The 21,979-nt window shown below is 51.3% G+C and carries 19 protein-coding genes; 14 read left to right on the plus strand and 5 right to left on the minus strand.

Going from position 1 to position 21,979, the window contains the following annotated elements:
• The first annotated feature begins 89 nt into the window (after positions 1–89).
• Genes NBA72_RS06700 through NBA72_RS06710 form a run of 3 tightly spaced genes read left to right on the plus strand, consistent with a single transcriptional unit; the run spans position 90 to position 2,625 of the window.
• Positions 90–920 carry a MetQ/NlpA family ABC transporter substrate-binding protein gene (locus NBA72_RS06700; protein ID WP_000524311.1) on the plus strand — a complete coding sequence of 277 codons (831 nt, stop codon included), beginning with the start codon at positions 90–92 and terminating at the stop codon, positions 918–920.
• Positions 921–956: 36 nt separating this feature from the next.
• A complete protein-coding gene (sfbB, locus tag NBA72_RS06705) occupies positions 957–1,973 on the plus strand; it encodes a virulence-associated ABC transporter ATP-binding protein SfbB (RefSeq protein WP_000569660.1) in 1,017 nt (338 codons plus the stop codon).
• Positions 1,966–2,625, plus strand: coding sequence for a methionine ABC transporter permease (locus NBA72_RS06710; protein WP_000342247.1), 660 nt, complete (start codon positions 1,966–1,968; stop codon positions 2,623–2,625). Before sfbB ends, NBA72_RS06710 begins: the two co-directional genes overlap by 8 nt.
• Before the next feature lie 28 nt (positions 2,626–2,653).
• On the opposite strand, the gene mnmH is transcribed toward NBA72_RS06710, so the two are convergent.
• The gene (gene mnmH, locus NBA72_RS06715; protein WP_042948097.1) at positions 2,654–3,748 is read right to left on the minus strand and encodes a tRNA 2-selenouridine(34) synthase MnmH; all 1,095 of its coding nucleotides are present in this window, start codon (positions 3,746–3,748) and stop codon (positions 2,654–2,656) included.
• A gap of 69 nt (positions 3,749–3,817) precedes the next feature.
• Positions 3,818–4,744, minus strand: a complete 927-nt coding sequence (gene allS, locus NBA72_RS06720; protein ID WP_000460169.1) for an HTH-type transcriptional activator AllS — start codon at positions 4,742–4,744, stop codon at positions 3,818–3,820.
• Positions 4,745–4,970: 226 nt separating this feature from the next.
• Here allS and allA point away from each other — a divergent pair, with 226 nt between their 5' ends.
• From allA to glxK, 10 genes are all read left to right on the plus strand, one after another.
• A complete protein-coding gene (gene allA, locus NBA72_RS06725; protein WP_000764659.1) occupies positions 4,971–5,453 on the plus strand; it encodes an ureidoglycolate lyase in 483 nt (160 codons plus the stop codon).
• 78 nt (positions 5,454–5,531) lie between these two features.
• Positions 5,532–6,350 (plus strand): HTH-type transcriptional repressor AllR, encoded by an 819-nt coding sequence (allR, locus tag NBA72_RS06730; protein ID WP_000141265.1) that lies wholly within the window; start codon positions 5,532–5,534, stop codon positions 6,348–6,350.
• 84 nt (positions 6,351–6,434) lie between these two features.
• On the plus strand, positions 6,435–8,216 hold the full coding sequence (gene gcl / locus NBA72_RS06735; protein WP_001096868.1) for a glyoxylate carboligase: 1,782 nt from the start codon (positions 6,435–6,437) through the stop codon (positions 8,214–8,216).
• Between the two features lie 12 nt (positions 8,217–8,228).
• Positions 8,229–9,005 carry a hydroxypyruvate isomerase Gip gene (gene gip, locus NBA72_RS06740; protein WP_000943594.1) on the plus strand — a complete coding sequence of 259 codons (777 nt, stop codon included), beginning with the start codon at positions 8,229–8,231 and terminating at the stop codon, positions 9,003–9,005.
• Positions 9,006–9,105: 100 nt separating this feature from the next.
• A complete protein-coding gene (gene glxR, locus NBA72_RS06745; RefSeq protein WP_000765815.1) occupies positions 9,106–9,984 on the plus strand; it encodes a 2-hydroxy-3-oxopropionate reductase in 879 nt (292 codons plus the stop codon).
• 65 nt (positions 9,985–10,049) lie between these two features.
• The gene (locus NBA72_RS06750) at positions 10,050–11,297 is read left to right on the plus strand and encodes an MFS transporter (RefSeq protein WP_000005070.1); all 1,248 of its coding nucleotides are present in this window, start codon (positions 10,050–10,052) and stop codon (positions 11,295–11,297) included.
• Positions 11,298–11,392: 95 nt separating this feature from the next.
• Positions 11,393–12,847 (plus strand): allantoin transporter, encoded by a 1,455-nt coding sequence (locus NBA72_RS06755; protein ID WP_439004994.1) that lies wholly within the window; start codon positions 11,393–11,395, stop codon positions 12,845–12,847.
• A 78-nt stretch (positions 12,848–12,925) separates the two neighbouring features.
• A complete protein-coding gene (allB, locus tag NBA72_RS06760) occupies positions 12,926–14,287 on the plus strand; it encodes an allantoinase AllB (protein ID WP_000006865.1) in 1,362 nt (453 codons plus the stop codon).
• Between the two features lie 58 nt (positions 14,288–14,345).
• Positions 14,346–15,644 (plus strand): uracil/xanthine transporter, encoded by a 1,299-nt coding sequence (locus NBA72_RS06765; RefSeq protein ID WP_000484506.1) that lies wholly within the window; start codon positions 14,346–14,348, stop codon positions 15,642–15,644.
• Between the two features lie 22 nt (positions 15,645–15,666).
• Positions 15,667–16,815, plus strand: a complete 1,149-nt coding sequence (gene glxK / locus NBA72_RS06770; protein WP_000706331.1) for a glycerate 3-kinase — start codon at positions 15,667–15,669, stop codon at positions 16,813–16,815.
• 79 nt (positions 16,816–16,894) lie between these two features.
• Here glxK and allE read toward each other — a convergent pair whose 3' ends face one another.
• From allE to allD, 3 genes are read right to left on the minus strand one after another with little or no spacing between them, the layout of a single operon-like run.
• Positions 16,895–17,680: a (S)-ureidoglycine aminohydrolase gene (gene allE / locus NBA72_RS06775; RefSeq protein WP_000540985.1), complete on the minus strand. Its 786-nt coding sequence runs from the start codon at positions 17,678–17,680 to the stop codon at positions 16,895–16,897.
• A 10-nt stretch (positions 17,681–17,690) separates the two neighbouring features.
• The gene (allC, locus tag NBA72_RS06780) at positions 17,691–18,926 is read right to left on the minus strand and encodes an allantoate deiminase (RefSeq protein ID WP_000589759.1); all 1,236 of its coding nucleotides are present in this window, start codon (positions 18,924–18,926) and stop codon (positions 17,691–17,693) included.
• A gap of 21 nt (positions 18,927–18,947) precedes the next feature.
• Complete coding sequence (gene allD / locus NBA72_RS06785; protein ID WP_000703936.1) at positions 18,948–19,997, minus strand: ureidoglycolate dehydrogenase AllD; 1,050 nt, start codon at positions 19,995–19,997, stop codon at positions 18,948–18,950.
• A 315-nt stretch (positions 19,998–20,312) separates the two neighbouring features.
• Here allD and NBA72_RS06790 point away from each other — a divergent pair, with 315 nt between their 5' ends.
• Complete coding sequence (locus tag NBA72_RS06790; protein ID WP_000580922.1) at positions 20,313–21,977, plus strand: acyl-CoA synthetase FdrA; 1,665 nt, start codon at positions 20,313–20,315, stop codon at positions 21,975–21,977.
• The last annotated feature ends 2 nt before the right edge of the window (positions 21,978–21,979 follow it).

Consider the following 21,979-nt stretch of genomic DNA (forward strand, 5'->3'; position numbering starts at 1 on the left):
TAAGAAATAGCCTTTCGTTTGGGCCAAAACAGACGATGCCGCATGAACGGCATCCGGCACAGCATCACACTATTTAAAATGGAGAAATTATGGGATTGCGTCAGAGTTTACGCATTGCGGCCAGCACGCTATTACTGGCCTGCGGATTACAGTTTGCCCATGCCGATGGTTCCCCGCAAACGATCGTATTTGGCGTCGCGCCAGGGCCGTATGGCGACATGGTGAAGCAGGCGATTGCGCCGACATTAAAAGAAAAAGGGTATAAGGTTGTGGTGCGCGAGTTTAGCGACTATGTCCAGCCCAATATGGCGTTAGCTAACGGCAGCATTGACGCCAACCTCTTTCAACATACCCTCTATTTTGACAAATTCACCGCTGACAAAGGGCTGAAGCTCAGCAAACTTATTGTGGTACCGACCGCTGGGATGGGCTTCTATTCACGTAAAATCAACAGTCTGGATGCGCTTAAAAAAGGGGACATTATTACTCTCTCCAACGATCCGACCAACCTGGCGCGCGGCCTTCGCTTCCTGCAATCGTTGGGGCTCATCACGATTAAGGACAATATCGATCCGACCAAAGCCTCTGAACGAGATATCGCCAGCAATCCAAAAGGACTGGTTTTCAAACCGCTGGAAGCCGCACAGCTACCGCGCACGCTGGATGGCGTGACCGGCGCGCTGGTTAACGGGAACTTTGCGGTGGCGGCAGGACTGGATCTCTCCAGCGCGATTAAGCAGGAACACCTGGATGAGAATCTGAAAAATATCATTGCGGTACGCAGTGAAGATGCCGATAAGCCGTTTGCCAAAGATATTGTCGAGGCGGTGAAATCGCCGGCTTATCGCGCGGTCATCGACGATCCAAAGAATATTTATAGCGCCTTCCAGAAACCGGAATGGATGACCGCGACACCCTGATCGCAGCGGTAGCCATCCCCAATTTCTGAGGTGAATATGATTGAAATAGAAAAAGTCTGCGTCGATTTTACCGCCGGTCGCGGTACCCCCACGCGCGCGGTGGATGATGTGAGCCTGCATATCGCCGCAGGCGAGATTTTTGGCATTGTCGGTACCAGCGGCGCAGGAAAAAGCACTCTGCTGCGTACCCTGAACGCCTTAACGCGTCCCAGCCAGGGGCGCGTCAACGTCAACGGCGTGGAAATTTCGGCGCTGGACGGAAAAGCGTTACGTCAGGCGCGGCAGCGTATTGGTATGATTTTCCAGCATTTTAACTTAATGCATACCCGGACAGTGGCGCAAAACGTGGCGTTTAGCCTGAAAGCGGCTGGCTGGGAACGCAGCAAAATCGCGCCACGGGTGGCGGAAATTTTAACGCTGGTGGGCCTTGCCGATAAAGCGAACCGTTTTCCGGTACAGCTCAGCGGCGGGCAAAAACAGCGGGTGGGGATAGCCCGCGCCATCGCTAACCATCCGGATGTTTTGCTGTGTGACGAACCGACTTCCGCTTTGGATCTGGAAACTTCCGCCACGATTCTGGCTCTGCTCAGACAGATCAACGCACAGCTCGGGATTACTATTGTACTGATCACCCATGAAATGAACGTGATCAAATCTATTTGCGATCGCGTGGCGGTGATGTCGGGCGGTAAGGTTGTGGAATCGGGCGAGGTGTTTGATGTGTTTGCCCACCCGCAACACGCTTTCACACAGCAACTGGTGTCTCATACCCTTAATTTGACCCTGCCGGAACGTTTACGGGAACACCTGCCCGGGCAGTTGCTGAAAATTTTGTTTATCGGCGATTCGGCGGAGCAGCCGGTACTGTCAGAGGTGGCGATCAAGTTTGGCGTCGCGGTCAATATCCTGCATGGCAAGATTGAATATATCGGCGAACGCGCGTTGGGCATTCTGGTGGTGCAATTAACCGCGCCGCATAATCCAACGGCGGTGGCCGCCGCCGTGGAGCATATCCGTCAACGTACCGCACAGGTGGAGGTGATCCGTGGATGATTTATTGCCGGATTTAACGCTGGCGTTCAATGAAACTTTCCAGATGTTGAGTATTTCAACGGTGCTGGCGATTCTTGGCGGTCTACCGCTCGGTTTTCTGATTTTTGTCACCGATCGTCATCTGTTCTGGCAGAACCGTTTTATTTATCTCGTCGCCTCGGTTCTGGTGAATATTATCCGCTCGGTGCCATTTGTTATTTTACTGGTGCTGTTACTGCCGCTAACGCAGCTTTTGCTGGGCAATACGATTGGCCCGATTGCAGCCTCCGTCCCGCTGTCGGTGGCCGCAATCGCGTTTTATGCACGCCTGGTAGATAGCGCGCTCCGTGAAGTCGATAAAGGGATTATTGAGGCGGCGCTGGCATTCGGCGCTAGTCCGATGCGTATTATCTGTACCGTACTGTTGCCGGAAGCCAGCGCAGGGCTGCTGCGCGGCCTGACGATTACATTGGTAAGCTTAATCGGCTACTCGGCGATGGCCGGGATTGTCGGCGGCGGCGGGGTAGGCGACCTGGCGATTCGCTATGGCTACTACCGTTACGAAACCGAAGTGATGGTTGTTACCGTAGTGGCGCTGATTGTGCTGGTTCAGGTCGTTCAGATGCTGGGCGACTGGCTGGCAAAACGTGCCGACAAGCGCGACAGACACTAAGCCGGCGTCAGCCGGCAATAAAAATAAGCTATTGTGCTTTTAGCCAGTTGGCAACGTCTTGCCATGGGCCGCGAAAAACGATATTCGCGGCTTTTTTCTCCAGTTGATAGCGATACATTGGGTCGTAATATTCGTTAAGTAGCGGAACCAGCCATGCCATATGGCCGTCGGTGCTGCCGCTGGATAATTGCTCTGCCAGCGCCCTATCCAGCGTGTCCGTCAGTTCGGCAAAGCGTTGCAACCCCAGACGGCGGCGAATAGCGAACAGTCCATGATGAAGATATTCACTATACGCCTGCCAACCGGCTTCATCGCCGTAGACGTGGGTGAAGTCGTGATGCATACGGATGAAATACTCTTCACGCAGTCGTTCCAGACGAAGCGCAAACGGATCTTCCACTACCGCAATGGGGGCCTGCGCCATTCTTTCGCGTAAACACTCAGGCAGATGGTTGGCGCCGATCGTTCGCCCTTCATCTTCCAGTACCCACCTTTTTAGCGTCTGACGCGCGTTAATTTTCAGCAATTCAACGGCAAGCTTGTTTTCAAAACTGGCCTGACTGAGCTGGGGTTTCAGCGTGCGGCCAAAAGAGGAGCCGCGATGACGCGCGAGACCTTCCAGATCCACGCCGTTGGGCTGTTGTCGCACCAGCTGCGTTTTGCCGCTGCCCGTACAGCCGCCAATTAAAAGTATCGGTTTTTGCGCCAGTTGCCAGGTCGCCTGAATTGCTGTCTGGCGCAGCGCTTTATAGCCGCCTTCAATAAGCGGGCAGTCAATCCCTGTTTCTTGCAGCCAACGTTGTACGATATGTGACCGCTGACCGCCGCGCGCGCAGCACAGATACCCGTTGGGGAAACGTTGATACGCGGCTTTCCAGGCCTCAAGCCGCTGCTGGCGAATGTCGCCGCAAACCAACCGATGCCCTAACGCTAACGCCGCATCCGCGCCCTGACGTTTGTAGCAGGTGCCGACGGCGGCCCGCTCGTCATCCATCATCAATGGCAGGTTGATAGCGCCCGGCATGGCGCCCTGTTCAAACTCAATCGGCGCGCGTACATCAATTAAAGGCGTATCGGCAAGGAGGAGCGCGCGATAGTCCTGTGCTTTTTGTCTGTCTTGCATAACGTAAAACGTAACCTTAAATCATCCCTTGCGTTATTTTACGCGCCAATTCGCAAAGTGGCTTGATTTTTAACAGCGTACCGTGTTGAAAATGGATAAAAAACCGGCTATTTCGGGTTGTCGTTGGGTAAATAATTTCACAATGTCTTCTACCGCTTTGCCTCCGCCAAATTTATGCCAGGCGAGGCTTAACGGTGAGGGCGGACGCATCGTAGGGATGGTACAGCTTACCAGTTCGTTTTTGTCGATCAGCGTTTGACAAAGCGGCTGCGGGACAAAACCGATACCGACGCCTGCCAGATGAGCGGCGATTTTGGTTTCCATATCAGGCACGATAATTTCCTTCTGCCCCGGAAGGCGCCAGGCTACCCGCTTGGTCAGCGTACGCGCGCTGTCTTCGATATTAATTGCCGGGAAACGGCGCAACTGCGCTTCTGTTAGAGGCCCGCTGACGTGAGCTAAAGGATGATCCGCGGACATTACAAAACGCCATTGTACGGAACCTAAAGGGTCGAGCATAAAGGTATTAGCCAACGGCTCGGTGCCAGTTACGCCAATCGCCAGCGAAAAACCTTCATACAGGAGCGAATCCCAGACGCCCATATAAATTTGCCGGGAAAAGTGAAACTGAGTGAAGGGGTAACGCGCATTAAGCCACGATAAGAGACTGGCGACCGCTTGCGGGCTATAGAGCAGGTTATTCACCACAATATTGACCTGACGCTCTACGCCGTCGTTAACCTGGCGTAGCTCGTCAGGCATGCTGTCCAGCCACGCAAGCCAGTCTTTTGCCTGAGAGAGAAGGTGAGAGCCCGCCGCCGTCAACGAGACGCTTCGCGTTGTGCGAAAGAACAGCCCTACGCCGGTATTTTCCTCCAGCAGTTTGATGCGGTAGCTAATGGTTGCCGTGGTTTTACACAGGCGCTCCGCCGCTTTGGAGAAACTCCCCGTTTCGGCAACGCTGATAAAGGTACGCAGTGTTTCCGGGTCAAACATCGTCAGACGCCTCCTTACGATCCTGATAAAACCAGAATTGTTTTCCTATGATTTTTAAGTAGTTTTACATAATAGCCATGTTTGATTTGTGGTCTAAATCTACTTTTGGAAAAATATTCCAACTTTTATGTTGATGTTAAATCCCGAAGGTTTTAGATTGCATGGTATTGAAACCGGACAGAGTCCAAACCGCGGTTAAACGGAATCGAGCTACAAGGGAAAAATAATGAAACTTGAGGTATTACCGTTAGATCAGAAGACGTTCAGCGCCTATGGCGATGTTATTGAGACGCAGGAACGTGACTTTTTTCATATAAACAACGGGTTAGTTGAGCGATATCACGACCTGGCGAAGGTTGAAGTTCTGGAGCAGGATCGCACGCTGATCAGTATTAACAGGGCGCAACCGGCCGCGATGCCTATTGTGGTACATGAACTGGAACGTCATCCTTTAGGTACGCAGGCGTTTGTGCCGATGAACGGCGAGGCTTTTGTCGTTATTGTCGCGCTCGGCGATGATAAACCCGATCTCTCCACGCTGCGGGCGTTTATTAGCAATGGACGGCAGGGCGTCAATTATCACCGTAATGTATGGCATCACCCGCTGTTTGCGTGGCAGACGGTTACCGATTTTCTGACGGTGGATCGCGGTGGCAGCGATAACTGTGATGTTGAAAGTATCCCGACACATGAACTCTGTTTTGCGTGACGCTATTGGCCTTCTTGCATAAGATGAACATATTGTTCATTGTTTATGCTCATATTTTGGGCCGGAGTTAACGTAAATATGACGGAAGTAAGACGACGCGGCAGGCCAGGACAGGCAGAGCCGACTGCGCAGAAAGGCGCTCAGGCGCTGGAGAGGGGCATAGCGATATTGCAATATCTCGAAAGAAGCGGCGGCAGTTCATCAGTTAGCGATATTTCCGGCAGCCTGGATTTACCGCTTTCTACGACGTTTCGCCTGTTAAAGGTACTGCAAGCGGCTGATTTTGTGTACCAGGATAGCCAGCTTGGCTGGTGGCATATTGGTTTAGGCGTATTTAATGTGGGCTCTGCGTATATTCATAATCGCGATGTCCTCTCGGTGGCCGGACCCTTTATGCACCGACTTATGCTGCTTTCTGGCGAGACGGTCAACGTAGCGATTCGCAACGGTAATGAAGCGGTGTTAATCGGTCAAAAGGAGTGCAAATCGATGGTCAGAATGTGCGCGCCCTTAGGGAGTCGTCTGCCGTTACATGCTTCCGGCGCCGGAAAAGCGCTGCTTTACCCGCTCACCGAAGAAGAGCTGGTGGGGATCGTCGTCAATACCGGTTTGCGGCGGTTTACGCCGACCACTCTGGTGGATTTACCTATCCTGCTTAAAAATCTGGAGCAGGCGCGTGAACAGGGCTACACCGTTGACCAGGAAGAACATGTTGTCGGGCTGAATTGTATCGCCTCCGCTATCTATGACGATGCGGGCAGCGTGGTCGCCGCTATCTCGATATCGGGACCGGCTTCCCGGCTGACGGAAGATCGCTTTATCAGCCAGGGGGAACTGGTACGGGATACCGCGAAAGACATCAGTACGGCGCTTGGGCTAAAACCCCCTGTAGCCTGAGCCGCATCCCGCTCGCTGGAGCGGGACTTTTTTAAAATTTTTAAAAGTTGGAAACTTTTTCCAATAAAAAGAGGTAGCAATAAAATGGCAAAAATGAGAGCCGTGGATGCGGCAATGTATGTGCTGGAAAAAGAAGGTATCACCACAGCATTCGGCGTTCCTGGGGCTGCAATCAACCCCTTCTATTCTGCAATGCGTAAGCATGGAGGCATTCGCCATATACTGGCGCGTCATGTGGAAGGCGCTTCGCATATGGCTGAGGGCTACACACGTGCGGCGGCAGGTAATATTGGGGTCTGCCTGGGCACTTCCGGCCCGGCGGGAACCGACATGATCACCGCGCTCTATTCCGCTTCTGCCGACTCTATCCCGATTTTATGCATTACCGGTCAGGCGCCACGAGCGCGTCTGCACAAGGAAGATTTCCAGGCAGTCGATATTGAAGCGATTGCAAAACCAGTCAGCAAGATGGCAGTGACGGTTCGTGAGGCGGCGCTGGTGCCGCGCGTATTACAACAGGCTTTTCATCTGATGCGCTCAGGCCGCCCAGGTCCTGTGCTGGTTGATTTACCGTTTGATGTTCAGGTTGCGGAGATCGAATTCGATCCGGATATGTATGAGCCGCTGCCAGTATATAAGCCAGCCGCCAGCCGCGTACAGATTGAAAAGGCGCTGGAGATGCTGATTCAGTCCGAGCGTCCGGTAATTGTCGCGGGCGGCGGGGTTATTAACGCCGACGCCGCGCCACTACTGCAGCAGTTTGCCGAACTGACCAGCGTACCGGTGATCCCTACTCTGATGGGCTGGGGCTGTATCCCGGACGATCACCCCTTAATGGCGGGGATGGTCGGCCTGCAAACGGCGCATCGCTACGGCAACGCCACTCTGCTGGCATCTGATATGGTTTTTGGCATCGGTAACCGTTTCGCCAACCGTCATACGGGGTCCGTTGAGAAATATACTCAGGGGCGAAAAATCATCCATATCGATATTGAACCGACGCAAATTGGCCGCGTGTTGTGCCCGGATCTGGGCATCGTTTCTGACGCCAAAGCAGCGCTAACGTTGCTGATCGATGTCGCGCAGGAGATGCAAAAAGCGGGGCGTTTGCCATGCCGGAAGACCTGGGTGGACGAATGCCAGCAGCGTAAACGGACTTTGCTGCGTAAAACCCACTTTGACAACGTGCCAGTGAAGCCGCAGCGCGTCTATGAAGAGATGAACAAAGCCTTTGGTCGCGATGTGTGCTATGTCACCACCATTGGATTGTCGCAAATCGCGGCAGCGCAGATGCTGCATGTGTTTAAAGACAGACACTGGATCAACTGCGGCCAGGCGGGGCCTCTTGGCTGGACAATCCCGGCGGCATTAGGGGTTTGTGCTGCCGATCCGCAACGCAATGTGGTGGCGATTTCCGGCGATTTCGACTTCCAGTTCCTGATTGAAGAGTTAGCCGTCGGCGCGCAGTTTAACATTCCGTATATCCATGTGCTGGTTAACAACGCTTATCTTGGTCTGATTCGCCAGTCGCAACGCGCATTTGACATGGACTACTGCGTGCAGCTCGCCTTTGAAAATATCAACTCCAGCGAAGTGAATGGCTATGGCGTTGACCATGTAAAAGTGGCGGAAGGGTTAGGCTGTAAAGCAATTCGTGTCTTTAAACCGGAAGATATTGCGCCTGCATTTGAACAAGCCAAAGCGCTAATGGCGCAATATCGCGTTCCGGTGGTGGTGGAAGTCATTCTGGAACGCGTAACCAATATTTCCATGGGCAGCGAACTGGATAACGTAACCGAGTTTGAAGAGGTTGCGGATAGTGCGAAAGATGCGCCAACAGAAACCTGTTTTATGAAATATGAGTAAGGGAGGTAATCGATGTTACGTTTCTCTGCCAATCTTTCTATGCTGTTTACGGAATATGATTTCCTGGAACGCTTTGATAAAGCGGCGTTGTCGGGATTTCGCGGCGTGGAATTCATGTTTCCCTACGATAACGACATCGAAGTGTTAAAACGTAAGCTCAGGGATAATAATCTGGAACATACGTTACATAATTTACCGGCTGGCGACTGGGCGGCTGGCGAACGTGGAATTGCCTGTATTCCTGGGCGCGAAGAAGAGTTTCGCGATGGCGTAGCGGCCGCAATCCGCTATGCACGTGTGTTAGGTAATAAGAAAATAAATTGTCTGGTGGGTAAAACGCCGTCAGGATTCTCCGCAACGGAGATCCACGACACGTTGGTCGAAAACCTGCGCTATGCGGCAAATATGCTGGCGAAAGAAGACATTTTATTACTTATCGAACCTATTAATCACTTTGATATGCCGGGATTCCATCTCACCGGCACTCAACAGGCGTTAGCATTAATTAAGGATATCGGCAGCGATAATATCAAAATTCAGTATGATATTTATCACATGCAACGCATGGAAGGGGAATTAACGCAAACCATGACGGCATGGGCCGATAAAATAGGCCATTTACAGATTGCTGATAACCCGCGTCGCGGCGAGCCGGGGACCGGGGAAATTAATTATGACTTTATTTTTAATGTCATTAAACAGTCTGGTTATGATGGCTGGGTTGGCTGTGAATATAAACCACTGACTACCACGGAAGCGGGATTATCGTGGATTAATCAGTACCGTTAAAACGCAGAATAATTCGGGCAGCGCTTTTTTTTCCACTGTGTTGGAAGGGGATTGTGTTGCCTGAATCTGGAAACACCGAAAGCAATAAAAGAGGTTGTATATGAAACTGGGATTTATTGGCCTGGGAATTATGGGCTCGCCAATGGCTATCAATTTGGCACGCGCCGGTCATCAATTACACGTTACGACTATTGGTCCGGTCGCGGACGAACTGCTCTCGCTGGGGGCGGTAAATGTTGAGACTGCACGTCAGGTAACTGAATTTGCAGACATTATCTTCATAATGGTGCCGGATACGCCGCAGGTTGAAGAGGTGTTATTTGGCGAACACGGTTGCGCTAAAACATCGCTTCAGGGAAAAACCATCGTCGATATGAGTTCTATTTCTCCTATCGAAACCAAACGTTTTGCCCAGCGCGTTAATGAAATGGGCGCTGATTACCTGGATGCCCCGGTTTCCGGGGGAGAAATCGGGGCGCGTGAAGGCACTCTGTCGATTATGGTTGGCGGCGAGCAGAAAGTCTTTGACCGCGTTAAACCGCTCTTTGACATCCTGGGAAAAAATATCACCCTGGTGGGCGGCAATGGGGATGGGCAAACCTGTAAGGTGGCTAACCAAATTATTGTTGCGCTGAATATTGAAGCGGTTTCTGAAGCCTTAGTGTTTGCTTCAAAAGCAGGTGCCGATCCGGTACGCGTGCGCCAGGCGTTAATGGGCGGGTTCGCCTCTTCACGCATTCTGGAAGTTCACGGCGAGCGGATGATCAACCGGACGTTCGAGCCTGGTTTCAAAATCGCGCTTCATCAGAAAGACCTTAATCTTGCATTGCAAAGCGCAAAAGCGCTGGCGCTGAATTTACCGAATACGGCGACCTGCCAGGAATTATTCAATACCTGTGCGGCAAATGGCGGGAGCCAGCTTGATCATTCGGCAATGGTACAGGCGCTGGAATTAATGGCCAATCATAAATTGTCCTAATTATGTGTATCGCTGCGGCTGCAGCGATACCTGTTCACAAGGAACACTCTGTAAAGGTGAAGAACATGAGTGAAACTAAAAAATCCGGAATTGATTACTGGAAACAAATTGTTGTCGTAATGAGTCTGGGCTGGGTAGCGATTTGGATCTATCGCACCGTGCTTACGCCAATTTATCCAGAAATTCAGGCATCTTTAGACAATGTAAGTAATGCTGAAATAGGCGCCATTGCAAGTTTTTACTTTTTTGCTTACTGCAGTATGCAAATCCCTTGCGGAATATTGGTCGATAAATTCGGTCAAAAAATCATGCTGATGGCCGGATTTACGCTTTTTATTATTGGTACACTCTGTATCGCGAAAGCCAATGGCCTGACCATGATCTATATAGGGTCGCTAATGGCAGGTGGCGGATGCGCTTCTTTCTTTAGCTCGGCTTATTCACTCTCTTCGGCAAACGTGCCGCAGGCCCGTCGGGCATTAGCCAACGCGATTATCAACAGCGGGTCGGCTATAGGGATGGGGATTGGCTTAATCGGTTCCAGCGTATTAGTAAAAAACATGAGCATGGCCTGGCAGAATGTACTGTATATCGTGGCCGCGATATTAGTAATCATGCTGTGCGTCTTTACGCTGATCATTCGCGGTAAAGCCAAAAGCGACTCTGCGCAAGCGGAAAAGCAAACCCAAACCGTTACGGAAGATGAGAAACGCGCGCCTTTATTCTCTGGTTTATTGTGTAGCGTTTACTTCCTCTATTTCTGTACCTGCTACGGTTACTATTTGATAGTGACCTGGCTGCCCTCTTATCTACAGACTGAAAGAGGATTTGATGGCGGAGCTATCGGGCTGGCATCAGCGCTGGTGGCGGTGGTTGGCGTACCGGGGGCGTTATTTTTTAGCCATCTGTCAGATAAATTCCGTAACAGTAAAGTTAAGGTTATTCTCGGTCTGGAAATTGTGGCGGCAGCAATGTTGGCGTTTACGGTTTTGTCCCCGAATACCACGATGCTGATGGTCAGCCTGACGCTATACGGCTTGCTGGGGAAAATGGCGGTAGACCCGATCCTGATCTCCTTTGTATCTGAACAGGCTTCGGCAAAAAGTCTGGGAAGAGCTTTCAGCCTTTTTAATTTCTTTGGCATGAGCTCGGCGGTTGTCGCCCCAACGTTGACCGGATTTATTTCGGATGTAACGGGGTCGAAAGAGATCAGTTTTGTGATTTCAGCATGTTTAGTGGTCACCGGAACGCTGATCTTTGCTGTCGTCACTTTATATAAAAAGAAAGCAACGCAACGTATTGCTTCAGCTTAAAAATAATTATATCTACTAATTCTTTATTTTATATTTATTTGTTCCTCATAGCTAAACCCATAACAACGTTATCCGATGCGTGAACAGAGGGATTTATGGAACATCAAAGAGAGCTATACCAGCAGCGCGGTTATAGCGAAGACTTATTACCTAAAACAGAAACCCAACGAAACTGGAAGGCATTTAACTATTTCACCTTATGGATGGGATCTGTACATAACGTGCCAAATTACGTTATGGTCGGCGGTTTTTTTATACTGGGGCTATCAACATTTAATATCATGTTGGCCATTATTATCAGCGCATTATTTATTGCGGCGGCGATGGTAATGAATGGCGCGGCAGGCAGCAAATATGGCGTTCCTTTTGCTATGATATTGCGAGGTTCTTACGGCGTCAGCGGCGCGCTATTCCCTGGATTATTGCGAGGGGGAATCGCGGCAATTATGTGGTTCGGCTTACAATGTTACGCGGGATCGCTGGCATTTCTTATTTTGATTGGGAAGATCTGGCCAGGATTTCTGACATTAGGCGGAGATTTCAAGCTGCTGGGTCTTTCACTGCCAGGACTAATTACTTTTCTAATTTTTTGGATTATTAACGTTGGCATCGGTTTTGGCGGTGGTAAAGTATTAAATAAATTTACCGCTATCCTCAATCCATGTATTTACATTGTCTTTGGCGGCATGGCTATTTGGGCAATATCGCTGGTTGGCATTGGCCCGATTCTGGACTATCTGCCTTCAGGCGTGCAAAAAGCAGAGCACAGCGGCTTTCTGTTCCTGGTGGTGATTAACGCCGTAGTCGCCGTCTGGGCTGCGCCAGCGGTGAGCGCGTCCGATTTCACGCAAAACGCGCATTCATTTCGCGCTCAGGCATTGGGACAAACATTGGGGCTTATCGTAGCGTATATATTATTCGCCGTAGCCAGCGTGTGCATTATTGCCGGAGCCAGTATTCATTATGGTATGGATACCTGGAACGTGCTGGATATTGTGCAGCGCTGGGACAGCCTGTTTGCTTCATTCTTTGCGGTGCTGGTGATTCTGATGACGACAATTTCAACCAACGCCACCGGTAATATTATACCTGCGGGGTATCAAATTGCGGCGCTTGCCCCGACAAAGCTTAACTATAAAAATGGCGTAATGATTGCCAGTATTATCAGTCTACTGATTTGCCCATGGAAATTAATGGAGAATCAGGACAGTATTTATCTGTTTCTCGATATTATCGGCGGTATGCTTGGCCCGGTAATCGGCGTAATGTTAGCTCATTATTTTGTGGTAATGCGTGGAAAAATTAATCTTGATGAGCTGTACACCGCCAGCGGTGATTACAAATATTATGATAATGGATTTAACCTGACTGCATTTTCAGTCACCCTGGTCGCAGTTATTCTGTCATTAGGCGGCAAGTTTATACCATTTTTGGAGCCTTTATCCCGCGTGTCCTGGTTTGTAGGCGTAATAGTTGCGTTCGTTGCTTATGCGCTATTGAAGAAACGCACGGGTTTTGAAAATACAGGAGAGAAAAAACTCGCAGGTTAAATATTGAAAAAGCATTAAGCGTATTTAATGAAGTGTGCGCTATTTAAAAACTATCTGTATCCATACAAGGAGTTTGTTATGTCTTTTGATTTAATTATTAAGAACGGTACTGTCATCTTAGAAAACGAAGCGAGAGTTATCGATATCGCCGTCCAGGGCGGAAAAATCGCCGCGATTGGCGAGAACCTGGGGGAAGCGAAAAATGTGCTGGATGCGACGGGATTGATCGTTTCGCCGGGCATGGTTGACGCGCATACCCACATTTCTGAACCGGGCCGTACCCACTGGGAAGGCTATGAAACCGGTACGCGCGCGGCGGCGAAAGGCGGTATTACTACGATGATTGAGATGCCGCTCAATCAGCTGCCGGCGACGGTCGATCGTGAGACGATTGAACTCAAGTTTGACGCGGCAAAAGGTAAATTGACCATCGACGCCGCGCAGTTGGGCGGTTTGGTCTCTTATAACCTGGATCGGCTGCATGAGCTGGACGAAGTGGGCGTTGTCGGCTTCAAGTGCTTTGTTGCCACCTGCGGCGATCGTGGCATCGATAATGATTTTCGCGACGTTAATGACTGGCAGTTTTACAAAGGCGCGCAGAAACTGGGGGAGATGGACCAGACGGTATTGGTACATTGCGAAAATGCTCTGATTTGCGATGAGCTAGGTGAAGAAGCTAAACGCGAAGGACGCGTAACGGCGCATGATTATGTCGCCTCACGTCCGGTATTTACTGAAGTGGAAGCCATTCGTCGCGTGCTGTATCTGGCGAAAGCGGCAGGTTGCCGTCTGCACGTTTGCCATATCAGCAGCCCGGAGGGGGTAGAGGAAGTAACGCGCGCGCGTCAGGAAGGTCAGGATGTCACCTGTGAATCGTGCCCGCACTATTTTGTCCTCGATACCGATCAGTTCGAAGAGATTGGCACCCTGGCAAAATGTTCTCCGCCAATTCGCGACCAGGAAAACCAGAAAGGGATGTGGGAAAAACTGTTTAACGGCGAAATCGACTGCCTGGTATCCGACCACTCTCCATGCCCTCCGGAAATGAAAGCAGGCAATATCATGCAAGCATGGGGCGGAATTGCCGGACTGCAAAACTGCATGGACGTCATGTTTGATGAAGCGGTGCAAAAACGCGGTATGTCGTTGCCGATGTTTGGCAAATTAATGGCGACCAACGCCGCCGATATTTTTGGTCTGAAACATAAAGGACGTATTGCCCCCGGCAAAGATGCTGACCTGGTCTTTATTCAGCCTGACAGCAGCTATGTTCTGAAAAATGAAGATCTGGAATATCGCCATAAAGTCAGTCCGTATGTTGGCCGTACTATTGGCGCGCGTATTACCAAAACGATTTTGCGCGGCGATGTTATTTATGACATCGAGCATGGCTTCCCTGTGCCGCCAAAAGGTCAGTTTATCCTTAAACATCAGCAGTAATCCGGTGTGATTTAATGCCCGTCGTCACGACGGGCATTCTCTATTTTAAGGTGTGGATATGTTCCCTGTTATTAACCGCGAAAGTGTATTGTCCGGCTTTCAGTGGTTTTTCTTTATTTTCTGTAACACGGTTGTGGTTCCCCCTACCTTGCTGTCCGCTTTTCATCTTCCCGCTGATAACCTGTTAATGCTCACACAATACGCTTTTTTGACCACCGCGTTGGCCTGCCTGGTTCAGGCATTTTGCGGCCATCGCCGCGCCATTATGGAAGGGCCGACAGGGTTGTGGTGGGGCGCTATTCTTACGATTACGCTTGGCGAGGCGTCTCGCGGCACGCCGTTGAACGATATCGCCTCCAGCCTGTCGGTCGGGATCGCGATCTCCGCGATGGTGACGATATTTATCGGCATTAGCGGCTTAGGACACCGTCTGGCTCGCCTGTTTACGCCGGCGGTAATGGTTTTTTTCATGCTGCTTTTGGGCGCGCAGCTGACCTCAATATTTTTTAAAGGCATGCTGGGGCTGCCTTTTGGCATTGCCGATACCAGCGCCAGAATCAAATTGGCCCCCTTTGGGCTGGCGGTCGCGGTGATGTGTTTTATCCTCGCGATGATTATTTTCCTGCAGCAGCGTATCTCCCGTTACGCGTTACTGGTAGGGACCGTGGTCGGGTGGGGGCTATGGCGGTTATGCTTTCCTTCATCACACTTACCGCCGGGTGAATTAAGCTGGCGATGGTTTCCGCTGGGCAGCCACGGCACGCTGATGCCGGGTATTATTGTGACGGCGGTGATGACGGGGTTAGTCAACATCAGCAACACTTACGGCGCCATCCGCGGTACCGATATCTTTTATCCGCATCAAGGGTCGGGCAGTTCTCGTTATCGCCGAAGCTTTATGATTTCCGGACTGATGACGTTAGTGACGGTGCCTTTCGCGGTCGTGCCTTTTTCGCCTTTTGTATCTTCCATTGGTTTATTAACGCAAACCGGCGACAGTTCTCGCAAATCCTTTATCTGCGGTAGCGCGCTGTGTCTGCTGGTTGCCATTATAACGCCGTTAACCCGCTTATTTTGCGCTATTCCACTGGCGATCAGCAGCGCCGTTATGCTGGTCTCTTATTTACCTTTACTTTATTCCGGTTTGGTTTTTAGCCAGCAAATTACGTTTACCGCGCGGAATATTTATCGCCTGGCATTACCGCTTTTTGTCGGCATTTTTTTGATGGGGCTTCCTCCGGTCTATTTACAGGATCTTCCACTGATGATTCGTCCTTTGCTTAGCAACGGATTACTGGTGGGAATCTTACTGGCAGTGCTTATGGAAAATCTTATTCCGTGGGAACGCATTAAATAACGTGAGAAAACAAGGAGACATGATGAAGATTGTAATTGCGCCAGATTCATTTAAAGAGAGCTTAAGCGCTGATAAATGCTGTCAGGCTATTAAAGCGGGATTTTCAACCGTATTTCCTGATGCGCGCTATGTTTGTTTACCGATCGCCGATGGTGGAGAAGGAACCGTGGACGCAATGGTGGCTGCGACCGGCGGGAAACGGGTTTCTGTGGACGTTAGCGGGCCGATGGGGGAAAAAGTAAACGGATTTTATGGCCTGACCGGCGACGGCAAAACGGCGATTATTGAAATGGCGGCGGCGAGCGGATTGATGCTGGTGGCGCCCGAGGCGCGTAATCCGCTGCTGGCATCCAGTTTCGGCACCGGCGAATTGATTCGTCACGCCCTGGACGCGGGGATTCGCCATATTATTCTGGGTATCGGCGGCAGCGCCACGGTGGATGGCGGAATGGGAGTAGCGCAGGCGCTCGGTGTGCGTTTTCTGGACGCGCAGGGAACGCCGCTTGGCGCCGGAGGGGGCAATTTATCGCGCCTGGCGAGCATTGACCTGCAGGGGTGCGATCCGCGAATTTCAGAGTGTCGTATTGAGGTCGCCTGTGATGTTGATAACCCGTTGGTGGGGCCACGCGGCGCGGCGGCGGTATTCGGTCCGCAGAAAGGGGCGACGCCTGAAATGGTCGAGACGCTGGAAAATGGATTACGTAATTATGCCCGTGTCTTACATGCCCTGACCGGACGCGACATGTCTCAAATACCGGGCGGTGGAGCGGCCGGAGGAATGGGGATTGCTGCTATCGTCTTCCTGGAAGCGGAAATGAAGCCCGGTATTGAGATTGTTATGCAGGCGGTGAAGTTGGAGGAGGCGGTAAAAGAGGCCTCGCTGGTGATTACCGGAGAAGGGCGAATCGACTCGCAAACGGCGGGAGGAAAAGCGCCGATAGGCGTTGCGTCAGTGGCGAAACGGCATCACGTCCCGGTTATCGGCATTGCCGGCGTACTGGGCGACGGCGTGGAAGTGGTCCATCGCCACGGTATTGATGCCGTATTCAGTATTTTGCCGCGGCTGGCGCCTTTGCCGGAAGTTCTGGCGAACGGTGAACAAAATCTCTACCACAGCGCCTGTAATATTGCCCGCGTCATCAAACTTGGCCAGGACATCGGGACTCGTTAAGCATAAAAAAAGCCACGGTTCTCACCGTGGCAAAATCCAACATAGCTAAATTAAAAATAATCAGGAGGGCTGTCCGCCGTTAAATCATAACGTCGCGGTTACAGTCTTTGGAGTAGATGTAGCTGAATGCTTCGCCACGACCTACACCGTATCCGGCCTGCAGGGAATAAGCGCCCATGAAGATGTAGTCGCCTTTTTTCACCGGCACCCAGTTGTTGTCGAGGTTATAAACTCCCTGGCCGGAAAGGATATAAGCGCCATGTTCCTGGACGTGGGTTTCAATATAGCCGTGGCTGGCGCCCGGTTCGAAAGACAGAATATGCATATTCATATCGAAGCCCAGCTCTTTAGGCAGGAAATCCAGCAGAATAACATCTTCCATGCCTTCATAATGAATACGCTCCAGCTGGCTGGCATTGCCGGAAACCAACCACGGTGCATGCCCCTCGACAGGAGTATAGCGGCGTTTATATAAAAATAGCTGGCTGTCTTCCGTTTGAGCGTTGCTAAAGGTCATCATCTCGCCCGGTGGACAATAGAGGTATCCGCCCTGAGTTAAAGAGAATGTTTTTCCTTCTGCTTTAGCTTCAATATTTCCCGTAATGACATAGAGAAAAGTTTCAATCCCCTCGCCGCCAAAGCCCTGCTGGTTGCCGCCATTCTGATGTAAGGTAACCAGATAATCGACGAAAGAAGCACCCAGCTTCGGCGTCGAAAGGATGGTGACGTCACAGTTTTCAAAGCCGGGAATAATATTTTTCACCAGACCGTCCGGCGTTAAGAGCGCATAGTTACCGTGTTTCACAATGGCGCGGTTCGCCAGTAAATCATCGCGGTAACCCGTGACGTTATTCAGATATCCCATTGATGGCTCCTTATTTTTGCCAGGCAAGTTGATGCAGCATTAATGCCAGAGTTTTGACCCCTTCAGCAAGATCATTAATGTTGGTACGTTCCGCCGGGTTATGGCTGATACCATTAATGCTGGGGACGAAAATCATACAGGTAGGGACGCGCGGCGCGAAAATTTGCGCGTCATGACCTGCGCCGCTATGCATTATGCGATAGTTCAGTTGTTCGGTTTCACACAGCCTGGTGAGGGCCGCGACCAGTTCGGCGTTCATCGGCACCGGCGCTTCGTCCATCCACAAATCGATATCGATGCTGATATCCATTTCATCGCAGATGGCGCGCATATCGTTTTCCAACTGTTCGGTAAATTCGCGAAGTACCGCGGCGTCCGTATGCCGGCAATCGATTGTAAATGTGGTTTTTCCAGGGACAACATTGACCGTATTCGGCTGCGGCTCAACTTTGCCGAACGTTAATACCAGGGGATCGCCATGCTGTTTGGCTTTTTCAATGGACTGACTGCAAATACGACTGAAGGCATGCACCGTATCGCGACGATAGCCCATTGGCGTTGTGCCTGCATGGTTGGACTCGCCGTTGAGCGTCACCGTGTAGCGACGTTGCCCGACGATGGCGTTGACGACGCCAATCGACTGTCCGTTGCTCTCCAGAACGCAGCCTTGCTCAATATGCAATTCAACAAAGGCGCGGATATCGGTTCGCGCGGCGAGCGGCGCGGCGGGAAGGGTAAATCCGCACGCCTGCATAGCGTCGACAAAGCCTGTGCCTTTGGCGTCCTGGATATGGCGTACCTCTTCAGGATTCGCCAGGCCAAAAATGTTCTTGCTGCCCCAAAAAACGTAAGGGAAACGGCTGCCTTCTTCCTCAGCCATTGATACTACCTCGACGGTGCGCAGCGGCGCGCCGTAGGTCGCTTTTAGCCAGTCGATCGCCAGCCAGGCGGCAAGCGCGCCGAATTGCCCGTCCAGATTGCCGCCGTTGACGACCGTATCAATATGCGAACCGCTTAAAATCACCTGCTCCGGAAATTGTGTGCCGCAAAGGCGGCCATATAAATTTCCGACGTCATCAAAGCGTGTTTCCAGACCGCTTTCTGCCATTCGCTTTTTAAACTGCTGCTGTGTTTCCAGCCACTCAGGCGAATAAAGTAAACGCGTCATTCCACCCGTAGGATCGGCTCCAATGGAAGAGAGCCAGGGCAATGTTTCTTCTATCGCGTGGCGAAAATGCTTTATCATAGAAAATTCCTGTTTCAATAATTATTGGGCAAAGGGATTTTTTGTTTCGTATGACTTGAGATAGAGGGCATCGGAAATCAGATATTGATAAATATCATCAACAATATCGATACCATTCATATCGGCATTTTTCTGTTTAATATCCTGATCCTGTCCAGGATAATAAACCTGTTTAAAACCGGGGGCGGGCTTCACGGAATTGAGTTCCTGCATGGTCTGACTAATATGTTTGCGGAATAATTCACAGGAAGAAAAGAACGCCGGATTAATGACCAGATGAAGTTGTCCTAAATTGCGTCCGGCGTGTAAATCTTCATACATCGAACTGACCTGGCGGCCAAACGGCAGCCCCAGCAGAATGCCGGACAGAATATCGATCATCATCATCAGGCCGTAACCTTTCGGGCCTGCGGCGGGTAATAACGCATTGACGGCAAAAGGATCATGTGTCGGCGCGCCGTTTTTATCAACGGCCCAACTCTCCGGAATGGACTCATTGCGGGACCGTGCATCGAGGACTTTTCCCCAGGCCTGCACGGTGGTGGCCATATCGAAGGTAATGATGTCGTCGCCTTCGCCCGGCGCGGCAAAGGCCAGCGGATTAGTGCCATAGTAAATATCCGCCCCGCCAAACGGCACGACCATAGGATCGGACTGACAGATAGACAGACCGATCAGGCCTTCGCGAGCAGCCTGGCGGACGAAATAAGAGATGGCGCCGCTATGGCCCATTCTGCTAATGCCGACAACCGCGACGCCATTTTTTTTGGCTATTTCAATAGCATGCTCCATTCCCATTTTGGCTGCGACCTGTCCGGCAGCATTATCGGCATGCAGTATCGCCGTACAGGGACCGGTATTCTCAATGCGGAACGTCGGCTCTCGGTTGGTGCCGCCTTTTGAAATTCGTTCGGCATAATATTCAACGCGTACGGCGCCATGTGAGTGAATACCTCTGGCATCTGCATAAACCAGTACGTCGGCGACGATGGCGGCGTGCTCACGTTTTAGTCCGGCTTTATAAAGCTTATTTTCGATAAGCTGATGGAGTGTTTCCCGACTGATTTTCATCTGTCTTCCTTTTTAACGACGGTGTGAAGCATGACTGCGATTAACATACCGGGAAAATAAAATGATTATGTGATCCAGACAGGCAAAAAAATATAATTAGAATTTATTTGATAATCAGGCAGGTTTTATCTTTTTGCTTAAATAAAAAGCTTTTTTAGAAAATCATAACTAATCCTTCAGCCGTTGTTTGAATTCTTTTGTTAATAAATTTGATGTGACGTTAATCACTCTATTTACCCTCCCGGATATATACCGTGAAGCGCACATTAACACTGCTCGTGCAATTGCAATGGGTGCAATTATTAAGGAGTTGTTATGATCCACGCCTTTATTAAAAAAGGGTGTTTTCAGGACTCTGTCAGCTTAATGATTATTTCTCGAAAGCTGAGTGAGTCCGAAAATGTTGATGATGTATCGGTAATGATGGGAACGCCTGCGAATAAGTCGCTGCTGGAAACTACCGGTTTCTGGCATGACGATTTTCATGGCGCAACGCCCAATGACATTTGTGTGGCGATTCGTACCGAAGCGGTAGATGACGGCATTACGCAAGTGATTGTGCGACAGCTCGAAGAAGCATTGCAGCAGTTGGCGCAGGGAAGCAGCGGCAGCCAGTCGTTAATCCAGGTCAGACGCTGGGAAAGCGCCTGTCAGAAACTGCCAGAGGCGAATCTGGCGCTGGTATCGGTGGCCGGCGAATATGCGGCGGAACTGGCGGAGCAGGCGCTGGATCGTTCGTTGAACGTGATGATCTTCTCCGATAATGTCACGCTGGACGATGAAATCAGACTAAAACGCCGGGCGCGTGATAAAGGACTGCTGGTCATGGGGCCGGATTGCGGCACCGCTATGATCGCCAATACGCCGCTGGCTTTCGCTAACGTCATGCCAGAGGGCAACATCGGGGTGATTGGCGCTTCCGGCACCGGTATTCAGGAGCTCTGTTCACAGATTGCGCTGGCGGGGGAAGGGATTACCCATGCTATCGGGCTTGGCGGACGCGATTTGAGCGCCGAGGTCGGTGGGATCAGCGCGCTAACGGCACTGGACATACTCAGCGCGGATGAAAAGAGCCAGGTGCTGGCCTTTGTCTCCAAACCGCCTGCCGATGCGGTTCGTCAGCATATTATCGCGGCGATGAAAGCCACCGGGAAACCCGTTGTAGCGCTGTTCTTAGGGTTTTCCTCCCCCGTTGCGCGTGAGGAAAACGTCTGGTTTGCCTCGACGCTGGATGAAGCCGCCCGACTGGCATGTTTATTGTCTCGCGTGACGTCGCAGCGTAAAGAAATGGTTTCAACAGGCGGCGTGATTCGTGGTCTCTATACCGGCGGAACGCTGGCGGCGGAAGCGGCGGGGCTGCTGGCTGGCTATCTGGGCGTCGCGGCGGATACGGAACATCACCATGGCATGATGCTTGACGCTGACGGCCACCAGATTATCGATCTGGGCGATGACTTTTATACCGTTGGGCGACCACATCCGATGATTGACCCGGCGTTACGTAATCAGCTTATCGCCGGGCTTGGCGCACAGCCGCAGGTACGCGTGTTATTAGTGGACGTCGTTATTGGTTTTGGCGCGACCGCCGATCCCGCCGCATCGCTGATTCAGGCCTGGCAGAAGGCATGCGCCGCACGCGCCAGCGACCAGCCGCTGTTCGCCATCGCAACCGTCACCGGAACTGAACGCGATCCTCAGTGCCGCTCGCAACAAATCGCCGCGCTCGAAGATGCCGGCATCACGGTAGTGGATTCTCTTCCCGAAGCCACTCTGTTGGCCGCGGAACTGATTCGACCAACCCTCTCTTCAACTCATCCATCAGCTCCCCGGTTACTGGAAGCGGTAGCGGTGATTAATGCCGGGTTACGTAGCTTCGCGCTGGATTTACAGGCTGCCGGTATGCCCGTGGTGCACTACCAGTGGGCGCCTGTCGCTGGCGGTAATAAAAAACTGGCTCGTCTGTTAGAACGTTTGCAATAAGG

This window comes from Salmonella sp. NW1250, from assembly GCF_051812965.1.
GTDB classification, from domain to species: Bacteria; Pseudomonadota; Gammaproteobacteria; order Enterobacterales; family Enterobacteriaceae; genus Salmonella; species Salmonella enterica.

What these genes read in the sequence shown, in the direction of transcription:
- NBA72_RS06700 (WP_000524311.1), top strand. Translation starts at nt 90, where the DNA reads ATGGGATTGCGTCAGAGTTTACGCATTGCGGCCAGCACGCTATTACTG.
- sfbB (WP_000569660.1), top strand. Translation starts at nt 957, where the DNA reads ATGATTGAAATAGAAAAAGTCTGCGTCGATTTTACCGCCGGTCGCGGT.
- mnmH (WP_042948097.1), bottom strand. Translation starts at nt 3,748, where the DNA reads ATGCAAGACAGACAAAAAGCACAGGACTATCGCGCGCTCCTCCTTGCC.
- allS (WP_000460169.1), bottom strand. Translation starts at nt 4,744, where the DNA reads ATGTTTGACCCGGAAACACTGCGTACCTTTATCAGCGTTGCCGAAACG.
- allA (WP_000764659.1), top strand. Translation starts at nt 4,971, where the DNA reads ATGAAACTTGAGGTATTACCGTTAGATCAGAAGACGTTCAGCGCCTAT.
- allR (WP_000141265.1), top strand. Translation starts at nt 5,532, where the DNA reads ATGACGGAAGTAAGACGACGCGGCAGGCCAGGACAGGCAGAGCCGACT.
- gcl (WP_001096868.1), top strand. Translation starts at nt 6,435, where the DNA reads ATGGCAAAAATGAGAGCCGTGGATGCGGCAATGTATGTGCTGGAAAAA.
- gip (WP_000943594.1), top strand. Translation starts at nt 8,229, where the DNA reads ATGTTACGTTTCTCTGCCAATCTTTCTATGCTGTTTACGGAATATGAT.
- glxR (WP_000765815.1), top strand. Translation starts at nt 9,106, where the DNA reads ATGAAACTGGGATTTATTGGCCTGGGAATTATGGGCTCGCCAATGGCT.
- NBA72_RS06750 (WP_000005070.1), top strand. Translation starts at nt 10,050, where the DNA reads ATGAGTGAAACTAAAAAATCCGGAATTGATTACTGGAAACAAATTGTT.
- NBA72_RS06755 (WP_439004994.1), top strand. Translation starts at nt 11,393, where the DNA reads ATGGAACATCAAAGAGAGCTATACCAGCAGCGCGGTTATAGCGAAGAC.
- allB (WP_000006865.1), top strand. Translation starts at nt 12,926, where the DNA reads ATGTCTTTTGATTTAATTATTAAGAACGGTACTGTCATCTTAGAAAAC.
- NBA72_RS06765 (WP_000484506.1), top strand. Translation starts at nt 14,346, where the DNA reads ATGTTCCCTGTTATTAACCGCGAAAGTGTATTGTCCGGCTTTCAGTGG.
- glxK (WP_000706331.1), top strand. Translation starts at nt 15,667, where the DNA reads ATGAAGATTGTAATTGCGCCAGATTCATTTAAAGAGAGCTTAAGCGCT.
- allE (WP_000540985.1), bottom strand. Translation starts at nt 17,680, where the DNA reads ATGGGATATCTGAATAACGTCACGGGTTACCGCGATGATTTACTGGCG.
- allC (WP_000589759.1), bottom strand. Translation starts at nt 18,926, where the DNA reads ATGATAAAGCATTTTCGCCACGCGATAGAAGAAACATTGCCCTGGCTC.
- allD (WP_000703936.1), bottom strand. Translation starts at nt 19,997, where the DNA reads ATGAAAATCAGTCGGGAAACACTCCATCAGCTTATCGAAAATAAGCTT.
- NBA72_RS06790 (WP_000580922.1), top strand. Translation starts at nt 20,313, where the DNA reads ATGATCCACGCCTTTATTAAAAAAGGGTGTTTTCAGGACTCTGTCAGC.